Raw genomic sequence first — 21697 nt, forward strand, 5'->3', positions numbered from 1 at the left:
GTCTGGTGATGACGGCGGAGGGGTTCCACGCGTACCCATCCCGAACACGACCGTTAAGCCCTCCAGCGCCAATGGTACTTGGACCGCAGGGTCCTGGGAGAGTAGGACGTCGCCAGGCTGGATATCAAAGAAGCACCCTTCACAGGGTGCTTTTTGCTTTATCCGCAGACAACTCAACGATTCGGAGCTTATTGGTGATAGAAAGAAACTTCTTTCGACTCCAGGCGAACGATTCCGTCGCCGCGCTCGCGGCGCAAAGCCATCAGCAGATTCACGCGAGGGGTCAGCAGCCAGAAGTGCCAATATACGAGGGAGATTACGAGCGACGAATGCGCCCAAGGATAGAACAATCCCGCGAAACAGCAACCGACAAGAAACAGGTGGAAGTGCAAGCGGCGGAAAAGCGACAATTGCGTATCCATGATCGGCAGAGGGCCGATCCACGGCCAGTCGCGGCGGAATGCCCATCTCTTCTCGGACAATTCGTCAACGCGCCTTAGTGTGATCCTGAGTACAAGAGCATGCACGGCGAGCATAAGCGCAAGGCCGATCGTCGAATAGATCAGACCAAGCCATCCGCTCAGCAAGTACATGACCCCGAACAATAACAAGATCGTAGACATGTAACTATACTTGCTTTCTGCGCGTAATGCTATTTTGCGAATGAGTTTATAATTATAGTAAGTAGCTTCCCGTGATGGCGACGATTCGCCCATTTCCAATAAATCCTCCCTTGCGCAAAAACGTTTCTGTTCATTACTATCGGAAGATGTCGGCGAGATTGTTACGTTTGCAATAGATTTCCAACTATGAATGCGTATACTTTCATAGAATTCGGGCATACTAGATGCAACAATAGGGAAGGGCAGGGATGTTCATGGAAGAGAACGAACGTAGAACCTGCATCGTATGCGGCGAGCCGAAGGAAGAAGGCATAACGATCGTAACGGAATTCATCTGTACTTCTTGCGAGTCCGAGATGGTGCGCACGAGCGCGGAAGAGGACAAATATCCTTTTTTCGTCAGACAGCTAAGGCAATTGTGGGTTCGGTTTCACGTGTAAGTCATAGATGTCGAGAAGACCGGGCAGAGTCGTCTGCTCGGTTATTTTTTGTTCTTGGATGCGAATTTGCATCGGCCGAGCCGAATCCGTATAATGGTTTTTTAGAGACCAATAATGAACAGGTGATTACTATTGCAAATTCTAAAAGAAGATGTGCGCAATAAAATTAGGGAGGCAGCATTGTCGGAGTTCAAACGAGAAGGGTACTTGCAAGCTTCGATGAGGCGGATCGCCCAGGCCGCAGGGGTGACCAGCGGTAATATTTATCGCTACTACGAGAGTAAAGAGCAGCTCTTCGATGCGATCGTGCAGCCGGTATTCGAGCAGTATACCGTGAACATGAAGGAGATCCACCACAAGGTAGAACTGAGCTACCAGAGCGATGAAAGGATCAATCCCGTCTATTTCAAAAACATCGAAAGCACGCTCGTCGAGCTGTTCAAAACGTACAGTTCCGAGCTCACAATCATGTTGAACCAAAGTACGGGAACAAAATACGAGAACGTCAAGTCGGACTTGAGGCAGTTGGTTTACTCCATCTTGGAGAGGGTGCTGTTGACGATTCGAGGCGAAGAGACGAGATTGTCTCCGGAAGATCATGCGCTCGTCCAAATGCTCTCGTCCACGATGATGGAAGGGTTGTGTCTGCTTCTTAGGGATAACGAGGAAGGAGACACGCTTAGAAAGCTCGTCGATCAATTTCTGTTTGTGAATTACCAAGGCATTAACGCATTAATTCATCAAGAGACTAGAAAGAGGAGTGGTATGGAGTGAGAAGTATCATTAAATGGCGTTGGGTGATTATGTCGATCTGGTTGGTCGCGACGGTGCTCTTGACCGCGTTTCAACCGGACGTGAATGCAATTTTGCACGAGAGGGGGCAGGATCCGCTGACCGAAGATAGTCCGTCGAAGGTCGCCGGAAAGCTGCTCGCCAAGATGAACGAAGCCCAAGGTTTGAGCGACATTTTGATTTTCTACAACGAAAATAAACTGACGGACGACGATATGAAACAGATCGAGTCCGGTATCGGCAATCTGAGGATGAAGCAGGAAGAATTGGGACTTCGTCAATTGATCGATCCGATCGCAGTACCTGAGGCGAAGAGCTCGCTGATCTCGCCGGACGGGACGACGCTGATGGCCAGCTTTATTCTGGAGAAAGACGGCCGCAGCGTCGATACGATCCAGGAGGAGATCGAAGCGGCGCTGAAAGACGTGAAGGTCGAGCACTACTTAAGCGGCGAAGATTTCATTCAGAACGATTACATTAAAGCCACGACCGACGGAGTCGAGAAAAGCGCGGCGCTGACCGTTATTTTTATTCTTGTCGTCTTGATCGCAATGTTTCGGTCGATTGTCATTCCGTTTGTATCGCTTGCCGCGGTTGGCGTCTCGTATTTATGCTCGATGGGCATTGCGGCGCAGATTATCGATAAGCTGAATTTTCCGATCACCAGCGTGACGCAGATGTTGCTTGTTCTCATTTTGTTCGGGATCGGAACGGATTATAACATTTTGTTATTCAATCGCTTTAAGGAAGAACTGGCCCGCGGAAGCTCGGTTGACGATGCCATCGTAACGTCCTACAAGACGGCTGGCAAAACGATCGTATACAGCATTCTTACCGTATTTATCGCGTTTGCAGGACTTACATTGTCCGATTTCGGAATCTATAAATCCGGGAATGTTGTAGCGATCGGCGCGGCTGTGCTCGTGCTGGAGATTCTGACGCTTACGCCGTTCCTGATGAAGACGTTGGGAACGAAGCTCTTTTGGCCTTCCAAGAAGGTTTCCAGCCATAAGGAAAGCCGCTTCTGGGCGAAGCTGACCCAGGTGTCGGTGAAACGTCCGGTTCTGACGACGGTTGTCATTATCATATTGCTTATTCCGGCACTGCTGACAAGCGGGCAGAAGCTGAGCTTCGACCAACTAGAGGAGATGGGATACGATCATCCTTCGACAAAAGGCTTTAGCCTCGTCGGGGATCACTTTAGCCGGGGTCAGGCCCTTCCGACGACAGTCGTGATCGAAGCCGATCAACCGATGGATCATAACGACGCGTTAAGCGCGGTGGAGAAGCTGACGAGCAACCTGAAGAAGGTGGACGGAGTAGCAGCGGTGTCCAGCGTTACGCAGCCGCAGGGTACGCCGATCGAGTTTTTCTATGCGAGCGGCCAGACGGAAGCGGACGGCACTCCCAAGTTCTTCGTTCCGGATCAATTGCTGGCCAGCCCGGACTTCGGAAAGTCTATGGCGGGTTTCATGTCCAAGGACCGCAAGATTACGAAATTGATTGTCATCCTCAAGGACGATCCTTACTCTCCGGCGGCGCTCGATACGATCGAGAGAATCAACAAACAATTGTCGCTGAGCCTTCAAGGAACGACGCTCGCGAACGCGACGGTCGGAGCGGCTGGGCCAAGCTCGATGACTTACGATATGAACAAAGCCCAGATCAAATCGTTTAACGGCACTGCGGTGATCGTTATCGTCAGCGTATTTATCGTGCTGATGTTTGTTATTCGAGCGTTCTGGCCGGCGGTATCCATCGTACTCGCCTTGCTCGCCTCGTATTATGTGGCGATGAGCGCTTCGAAGCTCGTAACGGAATACGTGATCGGAGCGGATGGCGTATCATCGTTCGTGCCGTTCTTCTCCTTCATCGTCATCGTGGCGGTCGGAGTGGATTATAGCATTTTCCTCATGATGAGGTATAAGGAATATGGCAAGATCGATCCGAAGGAAGCGATCGTCAAGTCGGCGAAGAGCGTCGGAGGCGTCATCATCTCCGCTATGATCATTCTAGGGGGAACGTTCGCGACGTTGATCCCGTCCGGTCTCGTTCTGCTTATCGAGCTAGCTGCAGCTGTCATTGTCGGTCTGGTCGTACTTTGCTACATTTTGCTACCTATGCTGGTTCCGGCATTGATTGTGCTGCCCAGGGCGTTTAAGAAGGAACGGAACATGGAGCCGGAAGCCGTGAAAAATCGGGGGAGCTACGATCCATATGGCGGATAAATCAAGAGCGCCGCTGTACGAAGCGTTGGTTGCCCATGATCGCTTGCGGGCAACCGCCTTTCACGTACCGGGACACAAACAGCGCTCGGCATGGCACGATGGGGAAGGAACTACCGCATATTATGGGAACTTGCTTGCTTTGGACGTCACCGAGCTGGCGGACACGGACGATCTGCATCATCCGGAAGGACCGCTGCTGGAGGCACAGGAACTCGCGGCGGATTGCTTCGGCGCGGAAGAAACCCGTTTTCTGATCGGAGGCAGCACATCCGGCAATCTGGCGATGATTCTCGGCATATGTCGTCCGGGCGAACTCGTAATCGCTCAGCGCAACGTGCACAAATCGATCATCCACGGATTGATGATGGGCGGTGTTCGGGCGGTGCTTCTGCCGCCCGACATCGACCGGCCGTCGGGATTAGCCGTCGCTCCGTCGCCTCAGCTAATCCAGGAGGCGTTAAAGCGTTACCCGCAGGCCAAAGCGGTCATCGTTTCCTCCCCTAACTATTACGGAATGAGTCCCGACTTGAAATCGATCGTCGATACCGTCCATGTCTATGGCGTCCCAGTGCTCGTCGACGAAGCACATGGCGCGCACTTTGGTTTTCATCCGCGTTTTCCGGGTTCCGCGCTGCAAGCCGGCGCGGATCTTGTCGTGCAATCGACCCACAAAATGCTGTCGGCCATGACGATGGGCGCGATGCTTCACATGCAAGGAGAACGCCTTCCGAGACCGGCCATCCGGCATGCACTAGCGATGATCCAGAGCTCAAGCCCTTCGTTTCCAATCATGGCTTCACTGGATTTGGCCCGTAGGCAGCTTCATATGCAAGGGGAACTCGCTTTCCAATCGGCGTTGGAAGGGCTGGCGGAAGCAACGGTCGGACTGGAGCTGACCCCGTTCAGGGCATTGGGTTACGGGAATTGCGCAAGCGACGGGATCGACTACGATCCGTTAAAGCTATCGTTATTCGACGAGTCCGGAGCGATGAGCGGGTTTGCGCTTCGAGACGCGCTGGCGGAACGGGGCTGCGTGGCGGAGATGGCGGATGCCCGGTATTCGGTAATGGCTTTCGGAACCGGCTCTGTCGCGGAAGATGGGAAACGCTTGAGAGAAGCGTTGGCGGATATCTCGCTCCGGTTGAAACTCTCCGAGAAGAGCGAACGTCCGCAGCCTAACGGGGAAATCGCGATGCTTGGCACGCAAGATTCCGTTCCTGAACCGGTGCAGTTCGGAAGGGAACAGCACGAATCAACGCCCATACCGCTCGAGGAATGCGCAGGCCGGGTGTCGGCCGAATGGGTTATTCCGTATCCTCCGGGTATACCGATTCTCTTTCCGGGCGAAACCATTACAGAGAGTACCGTCGAACAATTACAGCGCTGGAGACACAAAGGCGCGCAAATTCAGGGGGCGAAGGATTCGCAGCTTCGCACGATCCAGGTTCGTACGGAAGAGTAATGGTCAGAGGTGGATTCATGTTCAGGGAACGCACCAAACGGGATGTCCGCGTCGTCGCGGCATGGATCGCAGGGATCGCGGCAGGCGCTCTCGCGATCGGACTCACGATGATTCCTCCCATCATTGGGGTCGCGGACAACGGAGATTTCGGCCGCGTGCTTAGCGTGGCGGGCTTGGCGGTGCTGCATCCCAAACAAACGTACGAACAGTTATATTTTAATTACGCGCACCAGAACTTCGGCTACGATGGTTTTAGAATAGGCGGTTACGTCTCTACCCACGTCATCCTTGTCGCAGTCGCCGGATTGATCGGCAGAATCTTGAACGGAGAAATATTCGATATCCGCGTGCTTGGCGCATGTTACACCGTTCTTTATGCAGGGGCGATCGCGTTGCTCGTCCGACATGCGCCGAAAGCGGAGCACCGCGCGAGTACGTTTATCGCAACAACGGTACTTGCGGCCGCTTTGCTTTTTGTGTTCGGGGACATCGGATACACGGCATATTTCCAGTCTTTTTTCGGCGAGCCGTATGCTTTAATAGCCATGCTGCTATTGGGGGCTTCGGCGCTCGGATTGGCGTCATCGCCTGAGCCATCCGGCAAGCTGTTCGCTTTATTCGTGATCGCGGCGCTTGCCGTCGCCACTTCGAAAATCCAGAATGCGCCGCTTGGCTTCGTTTTTGCGCTTCTGGCTTGGCGCATGCTCGGACTGAGGTCCGATCGCAGGTGGAAACGCCAAGCGGGCGCGGGGCTAGCCGTCCTGATCGTCGGGTCGGCGCTCATGATCGTCGTTGCGCCGGATCGGCTGAAGCATACGAACCTGTATCAGTCGATCTTCTTTGGCGTTTTAAAAGACTCGCCCCACGTCGCTGCGGATATGAGGGAGCTTGGTATCCCTGAGAAATACGTGGGGCTCGCGGGAACGAACTATTTTCAGAAAGATACCGCTATTCCGCAGAATAATCCCGATCTGCACCGCGAAGTGCTGGAGAAGCTCAGCCACAAGGATATCGCCCTCTATTATGTGCGGCATCCGGTCCGGTTCATTCAGAAATTGGACAGGGCGGCGGACAACGCGGTGTTTATACGGCCGTATTATTTGGGGAATTACGACGAATCCGCGGGGAAACCACCGAGATCGATCTCGTATACGTTTAGTGGATGGAGCGAATTTAAATTGAATTACATGCCCCGAAGCTCCGGTTGGTACATCTGCCTATTCGTTGCGTATGATATCGTATTGCTCCTCTTGTGGCTGAGCACCCGGTCGCGGAGGCTGCGATTGGCGGCGGAAACTTTCGCGGTCGTGAATCTCGCTGGCATATTCGCTTGTATCGTCCCGTTAATCGGGGACGGAGAGGCCGATCTTGGCAAGCATTTGTTTATGTTTAATGTCTGCTTTGATATGATGGTAATAAGCGTGATTATGGGAGCGGTCTACGGGGTAATCAAACTCGTGGAACGCAGAGGCCGGATAATGGGATAGGTTGAAAGGGGAAGCTTGGGTGCGAGGCGGAGTATTCATCACGATAGAAGGCGGAGAAGGAGCGGGCAAGTCGACGTTGATCTCCAAGTTATCGGAAAAGATATTTCAGGAAACGAAACGAAGTACGCTTATTACACGGGAGCCGGGAGGCGTTCCGATCGCCGAATCGATCCGCAACGTCATTCTGGACACGAAGAACACGGAAATGGACGGTAGAACCGAGGCGTTGCTCTATGCCGCTGCCCGCCGGCAGCATCTCGTCGAAGTGGTCATGCCGGGAATAGACGAAGGTAAAATCATTGTCTGCGACCGTTTCGTGGACAGCAGCCTTGCTTATCAAGGTTACGCGCGCGGATTGGGAATCGATAAGGTATGGGAGATCAATCGGTTCGCGACGAAAGATTGCATGCCTCATCTGACGCTCTATCTCGATATCGATCCGGAAGTCGGATTGTCGCGCATCGAGGCCAACAGCCATCGCGAAGTGAATCGGCTCGATCTGGAAAGCTTGGCGTTTCATAAGAAAGTGAGAGAAGGTTACCTAGAGATCGTCCGAAGGTTTCCGGACAGGATTCGCACGCTGGATGCTTCGGGAAGTTCTGAGGAGATCGTCGACCAGGCTTGGGAGCATGTGAAGAAAGCGTTAGATGCGCAAGGATAAAAAAGAGGATTTTACCGTAGGCGTGTCCAATTTATATATGTAGTCATGCTGCAGACCCCCATTCAAGATTTTATAAGGAGGCCTGAACAATGAAATTGCTAATTGCCGTAATTCAGGATAAGGACAGCAACCGGTTGTCCAACGCATTGATTAAAGAAGGTTTCCGCGCGACCAAGCTGGCGAGTACCGGAGGATTCTTGCGTGCGGGCAACACGACGTTCCTCATCGGGATCGAGGACGATCGCATTCAGAGCGCGCTGGACGTTATTCGCGCGAACTGCAAAGTGCGCGACCAGTTGGTCACGCCGGTATCGCCCGTCAGCGGAGCGGCGGATTCCTACATTCCGTTCCCGGTCGAAGTACAGGTCGGCGGAGCTGCCGTATTCGTGCTCCCTGTCGAGAGGTTCGAACATTTCTAATTCGGTTGGGCGGTGATGGACATGAAGATCCAACCCGGTTTATATCCCGTAAACAAGACGATCCAACGCGGAGAGATGACTTCCAGGCCGGCTCAATCGCAGAACTTCGGCGATCTGATGCAGCAGCAGGATGAACAGCGGACGCACGAGGAACTTCAGCGCAAGCTGGAAGACATTCGGATGCAAGGCGAACGATTGTCCCGGTCCATGACCGTTCGAGAACTGCTGCTGTATCGTCAGATGGTCAAGGCGTTCTTGGAGGATACCGTTCGCCGCGGGATTGCCTTGAAGGAAACGAAGGGCTGGGATCGAAGGGGCCGCGGCAAAAGATATAAGCTGCTGGAGGAAGCCGATGCGATGCTCGTGAGCATGGGAGAAGAATTGCTGCAGAGCGAGGAAGGCAGAATCGATCTGCTTCAGAAGGTCGGCGAGATCCGCGGCATGTTGATCAATATCGTGTTTTAAATGCAGATTCGGAGGATTACGCGTCATGGGTTTTCGGCATATATCGGGACAAGACCGGGCGAAATCGCTGCTACAGAACGGGCTTGCCTCCAACCGGATCGCGCATGCCTATCTGTTCGCGGGACCGCCGGGTTCCGGGAGAATGGAGATGGCGATTGCATTCGCACAGGCGATCTTCTGCGAGAGAGGCGGCAATGACGCGTGCGGAGAATGTCTGGAATGCCGCAAGGTAGAGCATGGCAACCACCCGGATCTTCATCTGATTCAACCGGACGGAGCGACGGTAAAGATCGAGCAGATCCGCACGTTGCAGCGGGAATTGGCTTATCGCAGCTCCGGAGCGGGATATAAAGTGTATATAATCGAAGGCGCCGAGACGATGACGACCCAGGCTAGCAATAGCCTACTGAAATTTCTGGAGGAGCCGCCTTCCCCCGTTGTGGCGATCCTGCTTGCGCCAAGCGCGCAATCGGTATTGCCCACGATTTTATCTCGTACCCAGCTTGTCCCGTTCGTGCCGGGAGACCGGGAAGCATTGGAAAAGCTTCTCGTCGAGGAGGGGAAATCCCCGTTACTCGCCCGCGCGGCGGTGAATCTGTCGTCCGGTCTCGCTTCCAGTCGGAAATTGGTAGAAGAGAATTGGTTTGCAGATATCCGAAACGTAGTGATACAATTAGGCAAGGAGAACCCGTCCCGGTTCACTGCAAGTCTGCTTCAAGCGCAGCAGCAGGTATTTAAGACGGATCTCTCGGAACATGTTGAATTATTGCTACAGTTGTTAGCTTTGTGGTATAGAGATATGATTTACGCCATGACCGATCGTCAGAGCCGAATGGTATTTCCGGATCAAGCGGATTGGATCTCGAAGACGGCGTGGAGCCGGCCGATCGAGTCCTGGGTCGCTGTGATGGAGTCCGCGCTGACGGCGGCGAGAAGAATAAAAGCTCACGTAGCGCCCCAGTTGGCGTTGGAGCAATTTCTGGTGAACGTGCGGGAGGGATAGGGTTGTACGATGTGGTGGGAGTCCGCTTCAAGAAAGCGGGCAAAATCTATTATTTCGATCCCGCCGAGCATCCGGTATCCAAAGATCAGCATGTCATCGTGGAGACGGCGCGCGGCGTTGAATACGGCAAAGTAGTCGTCGGCCCGAAGACGGTAGGAGAAGAGGATGTCGTTCTTCCTTTGAAGAAAGTCATTCGGGTAGCCGGGGACCCCGACGCGAAAGCTGTCGAGGAGAACCGCAACGCAGCTAAGAACGCATTTACCGTTGGACTGCAGAAAATTAAGGATCACGCGCTGAAGATGAAGCTCGTGGACGTGGAATACACGTTTGACCGGAACAAAATCATTTTCTATTTTACGGCCGAAGGACGTGTTGATTTCCGGGAGCTCGTAAAGGACTTGGCCGGCGTATTCCGGACCCGCATCGAATTGCGGCAGATCGGGGTTCGCGACGAGGCCAAGATGCTTGGCGGAATCGGTCCGTGCGGCCGCGTGTTATGCTGCTCTTCATGGCTCGGCGATTTTGAACCGGTGTCCATCAAGATGGCGAAGGATCAGAACTTATCTCTGAATCCGACGAAAATATCGGGCTTGTGCGGCCGTTTGATGTGTTGTCTGAAATACGAGCATGACAATTACGAGAGCGCCAAAGAAGAACTGCCCGCAGTGGGCAAGTTGGTTGTGACATCGCTGGGCGAAGGCAAAGTCGTTGGAATAAACCTTGGATCTCGAAGCGTACACGTTCAGTTGTTCGATCTGAGCAAGGTGAAAGAGCTGCCATTTGACGATGTCGTCTTAAAATGACATAATCGGATGCCTTGAGGTGGATATTTGTTCATGAAAGACATTTTCCTTCGCATGGAAGAGCTCGAATCGGATTTAGGCAAAGTGCATGCCGACTTCGGAGATCTCAAGCTGAAAATCAAAGAGCTGCTTGAAGAGAATCAGCGGCTTAGAATCGAAAATCAGCAGTTAAGAAAAGTGCTGAAGCGGGAAACGGATACCGTAGCGGTCTCTCAGGAAGCGGCGGAAGAACCGGCTGCCGCCAAGGGGGACGTGCCGCTCGCGCCGAATACGGGTGTCGGCGAAGGCTATGATAATCTGGCCCGCCTCTATCATGAAGGCTTCCATATTTGCAACGTATACTACGGTCATTTGCGGATGGAAGGCGATTGCTTGTTCTGCCTGTCTTTTTTAAGTAAATAATGTTTAAGAAGAAGCAACGGCCTTCCTTATAGGTCGTTGCTTTCTTGTTGTTGAAGGGTCTCGACATTGCGATCGGCTGAGGAATCAAGTAAGCTAAGGGGCGTAAACCATTTTAGATCAGAGAGGTGCCGACACGTGAGCGCCGAGGAATATCCTTTAAGGCCTGGAGAACGGTTGGACGATCTCCTTACCCATCATTTGAAAATCATTCAAAGCTCCGAAGTGTTCAGCTTCTCGTTGGATGCTGTGTTGCTTGCTAGATTCGCCAGTGTATCGCCAAGAGGCCGCATTCTTGATCTGTGCACGGGCAACGGGGTCATCCCTATGCTCCTGACGACGCGAACCGAAGCGACGATCGACGGCATCGAGATTCAGCCCCGTCTGGCGGACATGGCGCGAAGAAGCGTTGAGTTAAACGGACTGAACGATCGGGTCCATATTATAGAAGGCGACTTGCGGGAATGGAAGCCGGAGGGAGAGCTGTACGATGCCGTAACGGTGAACCCGCCGTATTTGCCCGTCACGAGCGGCGACCGTAAAGAAAACATCCACCAAGCGATGGCCCGTCATGAGATCGGATGCAAGCTGGAAGATGTGGTTGCGGCGTGCGCCAGATCCGTTCGCGTCGGCGGGCGGGTCGCCATGGTCCACCGACCGAGCCGATTGGTCGACATCATCGATCTGATGCGTCGTTACCGGATCGAGCCGAAAAGAATCCGCTTCGTTCACCCGCGTAAGGAAGCGGAAGCCAACATGATATTAATAGAAGGAACACTAGGCGGCAAACCCGAAGTGCGGCTATTGCCCCCTCTGATCGTATACGAAGAGGATGGGGAATATACTCAGGAACTGCTGGCGGTCTTCTACGGACAAGCCGCGGAGCTGCCCGATTTCAAACGGCAGAACGGACGCGCTCCGTCCATCAACAAACAGGAGCAAGAGAATGGAGGCTAAGCCAATGGAACATACCCGGAACGATTCGGTAACGCAGCAGGAAGCAGCTTCCGTTCAGCGGAGTTTCGCGCAGCGCGAGAAACCCGGAACTTTATATTTGGTTGCCACTCCAATCGGCAATCTGGAGGATATGACGTTCCGCGCGATTCGAATCTTGAAGGAAGTGCAGTTGATTGCCGCCGAGGATACCCGGCAGACGCGCAAGCTGCTGACCCACTTCGATATTCAGAATAGGCTGGTCAGCTATCACGAGCATAATCGCGAGGCGAGCGGTCCCGAACTCATCCGCATGCTGCTCGACGGACAGGCGATCGCGCTTGTCAGCGATGCCGGAATACCGGCGATTTCCGATCCCGGCGCCGATCTTGTACGGGACGCCGTAGCGGAAGGTATTCCCGTCGTTCCGATTCCGGGAGCGAACGCGGCCTTGTCCGCGCTGATCGTATCCGGTTTGCCGACGGACCGGTTTCTATTCGTAGGATTTCCGCCTCGTGAGCGAAAAGGCATGAATAAGCTGCTGGACGGTCTTGAGGGCGAGACGGGAACTTTGATCTTCTACGAATCTCCTCATAGACTGAAGAAAACATTAAACGTCGTAAGCGATCGCTGGAGCGAACGCCGGATGGCCATCGTCCGCGAACTGACCAAAAAACACGAGGAAGCGGTAAGGGGGTCGGTGGCGGCCTGCCTCGCCCATATCGAGGAAAACCCTCCGCTCGGAGAGTGTTGTATATTAATAGAAGGAACGCGTTCAGAGAATGAGAAGAAGAGCGGGTCCGGAGGCGGAGAGGAAGGCGCTTGGTGGACGTCCTTAACGCTTCCGATACATGTCGCTCATTACGAGAATCTGGGGCATGGACGCAAAGAGGCCATGAAGGCGGTTGCCACGGATCGGGGGATATCCAAACGGGATGTCTATCAGGCATTGCTTGCCGATAGTGTGGACGACGAATCTTAACGCAAAAAAAATCCCTCCCGATATGCGATCTCGGGAGGGGGCAAGGAGTAAGTATAAAAAGGTTGGAATTAACAATTATTAGAATACAACTTTTATTATAAACTATTTTCTCTAGTTTGTCACAGGTGAAGGCAAATCCTTCAAACATTCTCTGCAAACAATTTTTCCTTTAAAGTAAGTTACGCTTTCCGCATTGCCGCAGAAGATGCACGCGGGCTCGTATTTTTTAAGCATGATGCGTTCGCCGTCCACGTAAATTTCTAGCGCATCTTTCTCTCCGATGCCAAGCGTACGACGCAATTCGATCGGAATTACCACCCGACCCAATTCGTCGACTTTGCGCACGATACCTGTTGATTTCATCATTTTTGGTAATACCCCTCTCGTAGGAATAAAATAAAAACAAACGGACATATAACAGAGCTTGTCCATATTCGGCAACATTCGACAAAGTTCTCTATTTTCCGTTTTCTATCGTACCAACCATTCCCAAAAAAGTCAACCTATTCGGTTAACGTAAAATCGGGAAAAAACCTGAAAAATGCCTTAAAATACTAGGAAACATCGAGTAAAATAATAAATGGCGGGTCGAATTCAGAGAGGTTTTGATGAAAGCACATCTTTCGACATAAAACGACATTAAGTCATCTATTTTGATAGACTTTGTCGAAAAAATGAAAATATCTGGGGTGGTACTCATGCTCACGAAATTGCACGAGGAGAAGGTTTTCAAAGATCCGGTCCATCATTCCATTTATGTGCAGGATCTAACCATCTGGAAACTCATCAATACGCCGGAGTTCCAGCGACTTAGAAGAATTCGCCAATTAGGCACCTCCTATCTCACGTTTCATGGAGCGGAGCACAGTCGTTTCTCCCATTCGTTGGGTGTTTATGAAATTACAAGGAAAATCATTTCTCAGTTTGAGCGTAATGGATATGCCGATTGGCCGCAAGAGGAAAAATTGCTCAGTCTTTGCGCTTCTTTGTTGCATGATGTCGGACACGGTCCTTTTTCCCACTCGGTGGAGCAGATTTTCGGAACGAACCACGAGGAGTGGACGTGCGAGGTCGTTCTTGGAGATACGGAAGTGAATCGAGTGCTGAGAGAGGTCGACCCGAGATTTCCCGAACAAGTGGCTTCTGTCATCGACAAGACATACAAGAAGCCGATCGTCGTCAGTCTGGTGTCCAGCCAATTGGATGCGGATCGGATGGATTACTTGCTTCGGGACGCGTACTTTACGGGCGTGAATTACGGAACGTTCGACTTGGATCGCATTCTGCGCGTCCTTCGTCCTTATCAAGGGAAGATCGCCGTCAAGGAAAGCGGGATGCATGCCGTCGAAGACTACTTGATGTCGCGCTATCAAATGTATTGGCAGGTTTATTTCCATCCTGTCACTCGGAGTTCGGAGATCGTGCTGCGTCAAATCTTCCAAAGAGCACGCGAGCTATACGACACCGGTTATGAATTCGCCTTCATGCTGGAGCCGATTCGCGAATTGCTGGCTGGTTCCATAACGCTCGGATCGTATATGAAACTAGATGAGGCAATGGTTCAAACCGCTTTCGGGCAATGGGCGGAGGAACGGGATGAGTTGTTGTCGGATTTGTGCGGCCGGTTCATGCGCCGACAACTGTACAAATATGTACCTCTCACTTCGGAAGACCGCGATTGGCTCGAAACGGTGCGAGACGAATGGATGAGAATCGGCCTCGATCCGGCCTATCATATGGAAGTCGACACGCCGGTCGATTCCCCTTACGACGTCTACAAAACGGGCGCGTTGCCGGACGGGCGCGATAAACCCCCGATTCTGATTCTGGACGAACGGGAGCAGTTAACCGAAATCTCGATGAAATCCGATATTATCCGCTCCATCGCCGGCCTGCAACGCGGGAAATACTACATGTATTATCCTGCGGATAGGGTGTTTCCTTACGCTGGGCAACTTAGTCCGGAAACCCGCAAGAAACTGTCTATATAAAGGAAGAAGGAGATTATGCAGTTATGTTGATCGACACGCACGCACACTTGGATTCTTCCAAGTTCGACAACGACCGCGAAGAAATGATCGCCCGCGCGCTTGAGGCGGGAATCGACACGATCGTCAATATTGGGTTTAACCGCGAGACGATTCCTACGACGATGGCGTTAGCGGAGAAATATCCGTTTATCTACGCGGCCGTCGGCTGGCATCCGACAGATGCCGTGGATATGAAGCTGGAAGAGGATCTGGCATGGATCGAGCGCCTATGCGCTCATCCGAAAGTTGTGGCGATCGGGGAGATCGGGCTCGACTATTACTGGGACACCTCCCCGAAAGACATTCAGCATACGGTGTTCCGCGAGCAGATTCGCTTGGCCAGACGGCTGAACAAACCGATCGTCATCCATAACCGCGATGCCCACGAAGACGTCTTGAGACTGCTGAAGGAAGAAAAAGCCGAGGAAACGGGGGGGATCATGCATTGCTTCTCCGGCAGTTGGGAAACGGCGAAAAAATGCCTCGACATGAACTTCTATATTTCGTTCGGAGGGCCGGTTACGTTCAAGAATGCCAGGGTTCCCAAAGAGGTAATGGAACGCGTTCCGCTTGATCGATTATTGCTCGAGACGGATGCTCCATATCTGACTCCTCACCCTCATCGAGGGAAGCGAAATGAGTCCGCTTACGTTCGTCTCGTTGCCGAGACCGCGGCGGAAATAAAAGGGTTTTCATTGGAAGAAATCGGCAAAATTACGAGTGAGAACGCCAGGCGATGTTTGGGCATAGGGAGATAAATGGAATATTCGGGAGGAAAACGGACTGTCGGGAAGAAAAAACTGGCTTTTGCTGCGCATAATCCTCAAGATCACTATAATTTTCGTGAAAAACGGATAAATTCGTCCGATGGATCGTCTTTACACCGAGATTGGATTGAGGTTATGATCATCAACAGAAGTTTGAATATGACAATCCTTTTCCAGTGCGCTTAATCTCCGGAGTCGGAGAGTGGGGGACCCAACGCGGCGGCGATCAAGCAAGGCGTCCAATGCGGTCCGAGCAATCTTGGGGTGAATAAGGCAAGTGCCACGGCGAGGCTCTATCTGAGTCGCTCGTCATGCCATGCAGCCTTTAGGGCAACTCTCTTGTCCGAATCCGACAGCTAACCCCGCAAGCGTAATAGAGAGAGGTCGCCCTCGTGCCGCGAACATTTTCCCACAGCTGATTACATGCGGAAGCCACGAACAGATCCTCTGTCTCGATGGCTTTTTGTGTTGCAAGCATAAACACATGTCTCTGTCTAAACGGACGGAACGGAACGTTTATGCCGGAAAGCGCGGACATACTGGGGAAGGCGGCGATTGGACAATTCGGCCCAAATCAGCGAAAATTTCGGCCGTAAGCCAAGAGTCGTTAACCATTTTGGATTAGTCGCGTCTGACAAGTATCATGCATGACCGTCGACGGCGGGGCTATGAAGGAGGAACGAGATATGGGCGTTATTCCTGTTCAGGAAACCCATGATCCACGACCGACCGGCAAGCTATTCGCACTGCGTTGGAAGCATGAGCATTTGCGCGCAGCACTATTAGGCGCAATTCTCGTTTTTGCCATCACCATCATGTTCGTTTCGCTGCTGAACAAAGCGGCGACCAAGAACATCACGATTATCGATAACGGAGTGACGTCTTTCTTCAAGACCAAGACCTCGAACGTGCTTGGATTTCTCGAAGAACAGGATATTTACGTCGGGCCATACGATCGCCTGTCGATGTTGCCTACGGATTCCCTGAATGAGGGAAGCCGAATCGTCATCGATCGGGCCGTAAGCGTAGCGGTTAAGGCGGATGGCAATCAGCAAGTCGCTTATTCGACCGAAGATACGGTTGGGGGAGTTATCGAATCGTTGCAAATCAAGCTGTCCGAGCATGATCGGGTAATTCCGGCGCCGAGCAGCCCCTTGAGAGAAGGAATGACCGTATCGGTTATCCGGGTGCGTAAAGAAGTCACAGAGACTGAGCATCCAATCGCTTTTAAGGTCGTACAGAAAGACAACGCGGAGCTAGAAGAAGGCAAACAGAAGGTCGTCACCACAGGGCAGAACGGGCTTGTCGTATTCAAGACCGAGCGGGTGTACGAGAATGGCAAGCTGGTCAGCCAAGAATTGATCGAGAAAACGGTCGCCAAACCGGCCGTGCAGCAAGTCGTCGCTATCGGTACGAAGAAAAAGCCGGAAGTCGCGACGTTGTCTTTCAACGGTCCGCCGTCCGCGGCGGAAGCTAAGGTCGTGAAGTTGAATGGCAAAAGCGTCAAAGTGAAGCGGATGCTCAGTAACGTCACGTTGACTGCTTATTCCGCGGGATTCGCTTCGACCGGCAAGTCCAAAGGCGATGAAGGCTACGGGATTACGTCGTCCGGAGCCGTCGTGAAGGAAGGTCGCACGATCGCCGTTGATCCCCGAGTCATTCCGATCGGTTGGTGGGTATACATCGAAGGTATCGGGTTCCGCAGAGCGGAAGATACGGGCGGCGCGATCAAAGGCAAGAAAATCGATATTTATTACGATAACGAAACGCATGCCGACAGGTTCGGATTAAAACGCGGCTATACGGTGTATGTGATCGGTCCGGTCAAACCGTCCGCAGATTAAAACCTTACGTCAGTGGTTTGCGATCACATAAGAACGAATCGGGAAGAGCCCTCGGGCTTCTTCCCGATTTTGCGTATTCGGAAGTCCGGAGTTTTAAGAAGGGCCGACTTGCCGATCGGCGTAATCTCGTATACGCTTGAGGGAATGGTTTCGTAAAGGCGGAATGAAAACGAATGATTAGAGAAATGATTGTCGTGGAAGGCAAAGACGACACGACGGCCGTACGCAGAGCCGTCGACGCCGACACGATCGAGACGGGCGGTTCGGCGATCGGTGAAGACGTGCTCAAGAGAATCGAGCTTGCCCAGGAGCGCAGAGGAGTCATCGTGCTGACCGATCCGGATGCTCCGGGAGAGCGGATTCGCAAGATCGTATCGGAGAGAGTGCCGGGCTGCAAGCATGCCTTTCTGACGAAAGATGAGGCGAGAGGACGAAGGGGAATCGGCGTGGAACACGCTTCGGACGAAGCGATCCGCAGAGCGCTCGAACGCGTCCGTGGTCCCGAGACCGATTCCGCCGGCCCGGGAGAGATCGAATGGAGCGATTTGCTCGATTCCGGGCTGATCGTGCACGGGTCCTCCGCACGCCGCAGAGAGCGCATGGGAGAGCTTCTGGGGATCGGATATGCGAATGGCAAACAATTTTACAAAAGATGTCTCATGTTCCGAATTACGCGGGCCGAATTCACGGCCGCATTGGAGCAACTGGAGCGGGAAGGATTATAGATGAGCATGCAGGAAATCGCGACATCAAGTCGCACGCGCAACATTATTCGCAAGCATGGGTTCACCTTCAAGAAAAGCCTGGGGCAGAACTTTCTGATCGACGGCAACGTCCTGGATCGTATTATCGGCGCGGCGGAATTGGATCACTCCCGCGGAGCGTTGGAGGTCGGACCGGGCATCGGCTCCCTGACGGAGAGGCTGGCTCAATCCGCGGGAAAAGTAGCGGCGGTAGAGATCGATCAACGTCTGATTCCCATTTTGCAGGACGTCATGTCACCCTACCCGAATGTCAGCGTTGTTCATAGCGACATTCTGAAGACCGATCTGCAGCAGCTGTGGAAGGAACAGTTCTCCGATCTGGCCGGCGTGAGCGTCGTCGCCAATCTTCCGTATTACGTCACGACCCCGATCATTATGAAGCTTCTCGAAGAACGTCTGCCGATCGAGAATATCGTCGTGATGGTTCAGAGGGAAGTCGCGGAGAGAATGTCCGCCAAACCCGGCGGGAAAGACTACGGCAGTCTAAGCATTGCCGTGCAGTATTATTGCGAACCGGAGCTCGTGTGCATCGTACCGGGCAAATCGTTCATACCGGCTCCTAACGTGGACTCGGCTGTCATTAAGCTCAAACGTCGTGCAGAGCCCGCCGTAAGCGTCGCGGACGAAGCAAAGTTCTTCCAAGTCGTGCAGGCTTCATTCGCGCAGCGGCGCAAGACGCTCGCTAACAATCTGTCTGCTTTGTCGGGGAAAGAGCGCAAGGGGGAATTGGCCGAGCTGTTGAGGGAGTGCGGCATTCAGCCAGAACGCCGTGCGGAGACGCTGACGCTCCAAGAATTCGCTCTCGTGTGCGAGATGCTGACTAGGCACGGAATGCTGGCGTAAACTCGATATGCATCTGGACGCGCACCCATCGTCTCACCGTTCCATAGGATAGACGAAGAGGTGAGTGGCCCATGAAGCAAGGGGATCTAGTCGTACGGAAATCCTATGGCGGGGACGTGTTGTTCCGCGTAGCGGCGTTCGCTGCAGAGCAAGCTGTGCTGAGAGGAACGGATTACCGCTTGCTCGCCGACGCGCCGATCGAGGATCTTCAAACGGTACGAAATCCGGACATGCTCGGGGGAACGCGTCAGGCGCGCATCATGGCGAACGAATCGTTCCGCCGGATTAGCGAGGAACGCAATCGGCAGGCCGGGCGAGTCGGATATATGGGATTTCTCGACGACCGGCGGCAGCCGTTCTTCGAAATGCCTGGGAAAGTGTTACACTTGGACGGCGACGCCAATTATCTGAAGAAAAGCTTGCAGGTTTACTCGCAGCTTAAAGTTCCAGCGGAGGGCATCTACTGCCACGAATCCCAAATGGCGCACATGCTGATGCGTATGCTGCCTCAATACCGCCCGGACATCGTTGTGATTACGGGCCATGACGGCGTGCTGAAGCAGCGTGAGGATCTAGATCAGCTTAGTAGCTACAAAAATTCATTAAATTTTGTTCATGCGGTTAACGTCGCGAGGGAATACGAGCGAAGCCGCGATTCTTTGGTCGTCGTCGCCGGCGCTTGCCAATCCCATTTCGAGGCTTTGCTGCATGCGGGAGCGAATTTCGCCAGTTCCCCGGGAAGAATCATGATCCATGCTCTGGACCCGGTGTACGTGGCCGTAAGAGCCGCATTTACGCCGTTTCGCGACACGATCAATATTACTGATGTTATCGCGCATACGATTAGCGGAAGGCAGGGCGTAGGCGGTATCGAGACAATGGGACGATATCGGATCGGCGTTCCGAATACGAAAGTCGCAAATTCCGAGACAAATGTGAACGTTTTGTGACAAAAATAAAGATTTTTTTAGAAGAACCCGCATCCTGTAAGGAAAATGACCGTTGACAGAAATTCAGCATCGTTGATATAATATTTTATTCATTTGACACCTCCCCTGTTTTTAGATATAATTTACAGGGAAAGAGGTGGTAGTGGATCATGGCTAAAAATGCCCTTCTCGAGATCAAGCGAAGCCTGGAACCGCACGTCGGGTCCAAAATCATGCTCCGCGCCAACGGTGGTCGACGCAAAACCATCGAACGCACGGGAGTATTGGAAGAAATCTACCCATCGGTTTTCATTGTTAAACTGGATCAGGAACAGCACACATTTAAGCGGGTTTCGTACAGTTACGCCGATATCTTAACCGAATCCGTGGAAGTCATGCTGTGCAATGACGATGGTGAGGTTCGCATCAATTATTTATCGCACTGACGGTTCTATAGTACGGGCAGCATCGCACCGGTTTTTACCGGCGCCTTGCTGCCCGTTTTGCATGCCCGGCGTTTTTTCGAGGCATCCTAAGGAACGGAACCGCCGCTTGATTGGACGAGAATCTAAGAGGAGGCGAAGGGGATGGGCCGCAGAAGAAGCGTAATGTCGGAACAGTTTAAGGCGGAGATCGCCAAGGATCTGGGAATATACGATACGGTGCAGAAGGAAGGCTGGGGGAGCATCAGCACGAAGGATGCCGGAAACATGGTGAAGCGGGCGATACAGATTGCCGAACAGGCGGCAGCCCGGTCACAGCGCCCATAACGGCAGCCAAACAACGAAGGGGAAGAATTCCCGATATCCGGGGGTTCGACCTCTTTTTCGCATTTAGGGGCTCCCTTTGTTATAATATGTAAAGGATACTTGGAGCCGTTTTATTCGGGAAGTGGTGATTAAAGTTGTCGAAGATTTATGAGAAAGCGCCTGCCAAAATCAATTTGGTATTGGATGTATTAAACAAACGGGAAGACGGCTTTCACGAGGTCGAGATGGTCATGACAATGGTCGATCTGGCGGATCGGTTGGAGATGGAAGAACTGCCGAGGGATCAGATTGTATTGTCTAGCCAAGCCGGCTTTATTCCTTTGGACGAGAAAAATCTGGCTTTTCAGGCTGCCCGGCTCATTAAAGAGCGATACGGAGTCAAGAGAGGCGTATATATTCATTTGGACAAGCAGATACCGGTTGCAGCCGGCCTTGCGGGCGGGAGCAGCGATGCGGCAGCCGCTTTGCGAGGGCTTAACCGCCTATGGAACTTGAACTTATCCACGGAAGAACTGGAGACGCTGGGCGCTGAGCTAGGCTCCGACATTCCTTTCTGCATACGCGGAGGTACCGCCCTAGCCAGAGGACGCGGGGAGAAGCTGGAGACGATCTCGCCGCCGCCGCAATGCTGGGTTATTTTGGCGAAGCCGCCGATCAACGTCTCAACCGCTGACGTATACGGGAAATTCCGGGTGAGCGATATCCCGAAGCATCCTTCCGTTGCGGATATGATGGGCGCATTGTCCCGCCAGTCCTTCCACGATATGTGCGCGTCTCTTGGCAACGTATTGGAGTCGGTGACTCTGAACCGTTACCCCGAGGTGAAGCAAATCAAGGATTGCATGATCAAATCGGGCGCGGACGGTGTGTTGATGTCGGGCAGCGGTCCGACCGTGTTCGGGCTTGTCTCCAAGGAAGTGAAGGTTGCGCGCGTCTATAACGGCCTGCGTGGCTTCTGTAAAGAAGTTTATGTGGCAAGAATGCTAACATAATTGGATTGAATTGGGTCATCCATTTTGGACAAAACCGTATAAAAATGATAATATACTCGTA

24 protein-coding genes, 1 rRNA gene and 1 riboswitch are annotated in these 21697 nt (G+C 52.7%); of the genes, 23 read left to right on the forward strand and 2 right to left on the reverse strand.

Annotation, left to right across the window (positions count from 1 at the left end; translation table 11 throughout):
* Position 1 precedes the first annotated feature (1 nt).
* A 5S ribosomal RNA gene (gene rrf / locus FPZ45_RS22440) occupies positions 2-118 on the forward strand.
* A gap of 70 nt (positions 119-188) precedes the next feature.
* Here the strand turns inward: rrf and FPZ45_RS22445 are convergent.
* Positions 189-623 (reverse strand): transposase, encoded by a 435-nt coding sequence (locus FPZ45_RS22445; RefSeq protein WP_144706731.1) that lies wholly within the window; start codon positions 621-623, stop codon positions 189-191.
* Positions 624-871: 248 nt separating this feature from the next.
* Here FPZ45_RS22445 and FPZ45_RS22450 point away from each other — a divergent pair, with 248 nt between their 5' ends.
* The 13 genes from FPZ45_RS22450 (at position 872) to rsmI (ending at position 12697) form a co-directional block, all read left to right on the forward strand.
* Positions 872-1063 (forward strand): sigma factor G inhibitor Gin, encoded by a 192-nt coding sequence (locus FPZ45_RS22450; RefSeq protein WP_342780084.1) that lies wholly within the window; start codon positions 872-874, stop codon positions 1061-1063.
* 153 nt (positions 1064-1216) lie between these two features.
* Positions 1217-1837 carry a TetR family transcriptional regulator gene (locus tag FPZ45_RS22455; protein WP_281284927.1) on the forward strand — a complete coding sequence of 207 codons (621 nt, stop codon included), beginning with the start codon at positions 1217-1219 and terminating at the stop codon, positions 1835-1837.
* Positions 1834-4083, forward strand: coding sequence for an MMPL family transporter (locus FPZ45_RS22460; RefSeq protein WP_144706735.1), 2250 nt, complete (start codon positions 1834-1836; stop codon positions 4081-4083). Before FPZ45_RS22455 ends, FPZ45_RS22460 begins: the two co-directional genes overlap by 4 nt.
* Complete coding sequence (locus FPZ45_RS22465) at positions 4073-5545, forward strand: aminotransferase class I/II-fold pyridoxal phosphate-dependent enzyme (RefSeq protein ID WP_144706737.1); 1473 nt, start codon at positions 4073-4075, stop codon at positions 5543-5545. The genes FPZ45_RS22460 and FPZ45_RS22465 overlap by 11 nt, the downstream gene beginning before the upstream one ends.
* A 17-nt stretch (positions 5546-5562) precedes the next feature.
* The gene (gene wsfD / locus FPZ45_RS22470; RefSeq protein ID WP_144706739.1) at positions 5563-7032 is read left to right on the forward strand and encodes a glycan biosynthesis hexose transferase WsfD; all 1470 of its coding nucleotides are present in this window, start codon (positions 5563-5565) and stop codon (positions 7030-7032) included.
* Positions 7033-7051: 19 nt separating this feature from the next.
* Entirely contained in the window at positions 7052-7693 is a 642-nt protein-coding gene (tmk, locus tag FPZ45_RS22475) for a dTMP kinase (RefSeq protein ID WP_144706741.1), read from the forward strand.
* Between the two features lie 89 nt (positions 7694-7782).
* The gene (locus tag FPZ45_RS22480) at positions 7783-8112 is read left to right on the forward strand and encodes a cyclic-di-AMP receptor (RefSeq protein WP_115995932.1); all 330 of its coding nucleotides are present in this window, start codon (positions 7783-7785) and stop codon (positions 8110-8112) included.
* Between the two features lie 21 nt (positions 8113-8133).
* Positions 8134-8577 (forward strand): YaaR family protein, encoded by a 444-nt coding sequence (locus FPZ45_RS22485; RefSeq protein WP_144706743.1) that lies wholly within the window; start codon positions 8134-8136, stop codon positions 8575-8577.
* A 25-nt stretch (positions 8578-8602) separates the two neighbouring features.
* Complete coding sequence (gene holB / locus FPZ45_RS22490; RefSeq protein WP_144706745.1) at positions 8603-9580, forward strand: DNA polymerase III subunit delta'; 978 nt, start codon at positions 8603-8605, stop codon at positions 9578-9580.
* A 2-nt stretch (positions 9581-9582) separates the two neighbouring features.
* The gene (locus FPZ45_RS22495; protein WP_144706747.1) at positions 9583-10383 is read left to right on the forward strand and encodes a PSP1 domain-containing protein; all 801 of its coding nucleotides are present in this window, start codon (positions 9583-9585) and stop codon (positions 10381-10383) included.
* Positions 10384-10416: 33 nt separating this feature from the next.
* Entirely contained in the window at positions 10417-10785 is a 369-nt protein-coding gene (locus FPZ45_RS22500) for an initiation-control protein YabA (RefSeq protein WP_425457042.1), read from the forward strand.
* Positions 10786-10920: 135 nt separating this feature from the next.
* Positions 10921-11739: a tRNA1(Val) (adenine(37)-N6)-methyltransferase gene (locus tag FPZ45_RS22505; RefSeq protein ID WP_144706751.1), complete on the forward strand. Its 819-nt coding sequence runs from the start codon at positions 10921-10923 to the stop codon at positions 11737-11739.
* A 4-nt stretch (positions 11740-11743) separates the two neighbouring features.
* Positions 11744-12697: a 16S rRNA (cytidine(1402)-2'-O)-methyltransferase gene (gene rsmI, locus FPZ45_RS22510; protein ID WP_144706753.1), complete on the forward strand. Its 954-nt coding sequence runs from the start codon at positions 11744-11746 to the stop codon at positions 12695-12697.
* Between the two features lie 111 nt (positions 12698-12808).
* On the opposite strand, the gene FPZ45_RS22515 is transcribed toward rsmI, so the two are convergent.
* Positions 12809-13063 (reverse strand): AbrB/MazE/SpoVT family DNA-binding domain-containing protein, encoded by a 255-nt coding sequence (locus tag FPZ45_RS22515; protein ID WP_144706755.1) that lies wholly within the window; start codon positions 13061-13063, stop codon positions 12809-12811.
* A 332-nt stretch (positions 13064-13395) separates the two neighbouring features.
* On the opposite strand from FPZ45_RS22515, the gene FPZ45_RS22520 reads away from it, so the two are divergent.
* From FPZ45_RS22520 to ispE, 9 genes are all read left to right on the forward strand, one after another.
* On the forward strand, positions 13396-14688 hold the full coding sequence (locus FPZ45_RS22520) for an HD domain-containing protein (protein ID WP_144706757.1): 1293 nt from the start codon (positions 13396-13398) through the stop codon (positions 14686-14688).
* Positions 14689-14711: 23 nt separating this feature from the next.
* Positions 14712-15485 (forward strand): TatD family hydrolase, encoded by a 774-nt coding sequence (locus FPZ45_RS22525; RefSeq protein WP_144706759.1) that lies wholly within the window; start codon positions 14712-14714, stop codon positions 15483-15485.
* Between the two features lie 178 nt (positions 15486-15663).
* Positions 15664-15880, forward strand: a riboswitch (cyclic di-AMP (ydaO/yuaA leader).
* 300 nt (positions 15881-16180) lie between these two features.
* Entirely contained in the window at positions 16181-17338 is a 1158-nt protein-coding gene (locus FPZ45_RS22530; protein WP_144706761.1) for a resuscitation-promoting factor, read from the forward strand.
* 173 nt (positions 17339-17511) lie between these two features.
* Positions 17512-18063, forward strand: a complete 552-nt coding sequence (gene rnmV / locus FPZ45_RS22535) for a ribonuclease M5 (RefSeq protein ID WP_144706763.1) — start codon at positions 17512-17514, stop codon at positions 18061-18063.
* Positions 18064-18945, forward strand: coding sequence for a 16S rRNA (adenine(1518)-N(6)/adenine(1519)-N(6))-dimethyltransferase RsmA (gene rsmA / locus FPZ45_RS22540; protein ID WP_281284925.1), 882 nt, complete (start codon positions 18064-18066; stop codon positions 18943-18945). It abuts the gene before it with no gap.
* Between the two features lie 71 nt (positions 18946-19016).
* Positions 19017-19895, forward strand: coding sequence for a sporulation peptidase YabG (gene yabG, locus FPZ45_RS22545; RefSeq protein WP_144706765.1), 879 nt, complete (start codon positions 19017-19019; stop codon positions 19893-19895).
* Positions 19896-20044: 149 nt separating this feature from the next.
* The gene (gene veg / locus FPZ45_RS22550; RefSeq protein WP_144706767.1) at positions 20045-20320 is read left to right on the forward strand and encodes a biofilm formation stimulator Veg; all 276 of its coding nucleotides are present in this window, start codon (positions 20045-20047) and stop codon (positions 20318-20320) included.
* Between the two features lie 141 nt (positions 20321-20461).
* Positions 20462-20644, forward strand: coding sequence for a small, acid-soluble spore protein, alpha/beta type (locus FPZ45_RS22555; protein WP_144706770.1), 183 nt, complete (start codon positions 20462-20464; stop codon positions 20642-20644).
* Between the two features lie 134 nt (positions 20645-20778).
* On the forward strand, positions 20779-21636 hold the full coding sequence (gene ispE, locus FPZ45_RS22560) for a 4-(cytidine 5'-diphospho)-2-C-methyl-D-erythritol kinase (RefSeq protein WP_144706772.1): 858 nt from the start codon (positions 20779-20781) through the stop codon (positions 21634-21636).
* The last annotated feature ends 61 nt before the right edge of the window (positions 21637-21697 follow it).

The sequence above is a fragment of the Cohnella terricola genome (assembly GCF_007786475.1).
Taxonomy (GTDB): domain Bacteria; phylum Bacillota; class Bacilli; order Paenibacillales; family Paenibacillaceae; genus Cohnella; species Cohnella terricola.

What these genes read in the sequence shown, in the direction of transcription:
- FPZ45_RS22515 (WP_144706755.1), bottom strand. Translation starts at nt 13,063, where the DNA reads ATGATGAAATCAACAGGTATCGTGCGCAAAGTCGACGAATTGGGTCGG.
- rnmV (WP_144706763.1), top strand. Translation starts at nt 17,512, where the DNA reads ATGATTAGAGAAATGATTGTCGTGGAAGGCAAAGACGACACGACGGCC.
- rsmA (WP_281284925.1), top strand. Translation starts at nt 18,064, where the DNA reads ATGAGCATGCAGGAAATCGCGACATCAAGTCGCACGCGCAACATTATT.
- rsmI (WP_144706753.1), top strand. Translation starts at nt 11,744, where the DNA reads ATGGAACATACCCGGAACGATTCGGTAACGCAGCAGGAAGCAGCTTCC.
- holB (WP_144706745.1), top strand. Translation starts at nt 8,603, where the DNA reads ATGGGTTTTCGGCATATATCGGGACAAGACCGGGCGAAATCGCTGCTA.
- FPZ45_RS22465 (WP_144706737.1), top strand. Translation starts at nt 4,073, where the DNA reads ATGGCGGATAAATCAAGAGCGCCGCTGTACGAAGCGTTGGTTGCCCAT.
- FPZ45_RS22520 (WP_144706757.1), top strand. Translation starts at nt 13,396, where the DNA reads ATGCTCACGAAATTGCACGAGGAGAAGGTTTTCAAAGATCCGGTCCAT.
- FPZ45_RS22530 (WP_144706761.1), top strand. Translation starts at nt 16,181, where the DNA reads ATGGGCGTTATTCCTGTTCAGGAAACCCATGATCCACGACCGACCGGC.
- yabG (WP_144706765.1), top strand. Translation starts at nt 19,017, where the DNA reads ATGAAGCAAGGGGATCTAGTCGTACGGAAATCCTATGGCGGGGACGTG.
- FPZ45_RS22445 (WP_144706731.1), bottom strand. Translation starts at nt 623, where the DNA reads ATGTCTACGATCTTGTTATTGTTCGGGGTCATGTACTTGCTGAGCGGA.
- FPZ45_RS22555 (WP_144706770.1), top strand. Translation starts at nt 20,462, where the DNA reads ATGGGCCGCAGAAGAAGCGTAATGTCGGAACAGTTTAAGGCGGAGATC.
- FPZ45_RS22485 (WP_144706743.1), top strand. Translation starts at nt 8,134, where the DNA reads ATGAAGATCCAACCCGGTTTATATCCCGTAAACAAGACGATCCAACGC.
- veg (WP_144706767.1), top strand. Translation starts at nt 20,045, where the DNA reads ATGGCTAAAAATGCCCTTCTCGAGATCAAGCGAAGCCTGGAACCGCAC.
- wsfD (WP_144706739.1), top strand. Translation starts at nt 5,563, where the DNA reads ATGTTCAGGGAACGCACCAAACGGGATGTCCGCGTCGTCGCGGCATGG.
- FPZ45_RS22500 (WP_425457042.1), top strand. Translation starts at nt 10,417, where the DNA reads ATGAAAGACATTTTCCTTCGCATGGAAGAGCTCGAATCGGATTTAGGC.
- FPZ45_RS22450 (WP_342780084.1), top strand. Translation starts at nt 872, where the DNA reads ATGTTCATGGAAGAGAACGAACGTAGAACCTGCATCGTATGCGGCGAG.
- FPZ45_RS22480 (WP_115995932.1), top strand. Translation starts at nt 7,783, where the DNA reads ATGAAATTGCTAATTGCCGTAATTCAGGATAAGGACAGCAACCGGTTG.
- FPZ45_RS22525 (WP_144706759.1), top strand. Translation starts at nt 14,712, where the DNA reads ATGTTGATCGACACGCACGCACACTTGGATTCTTCCAAGTTCGACAAC.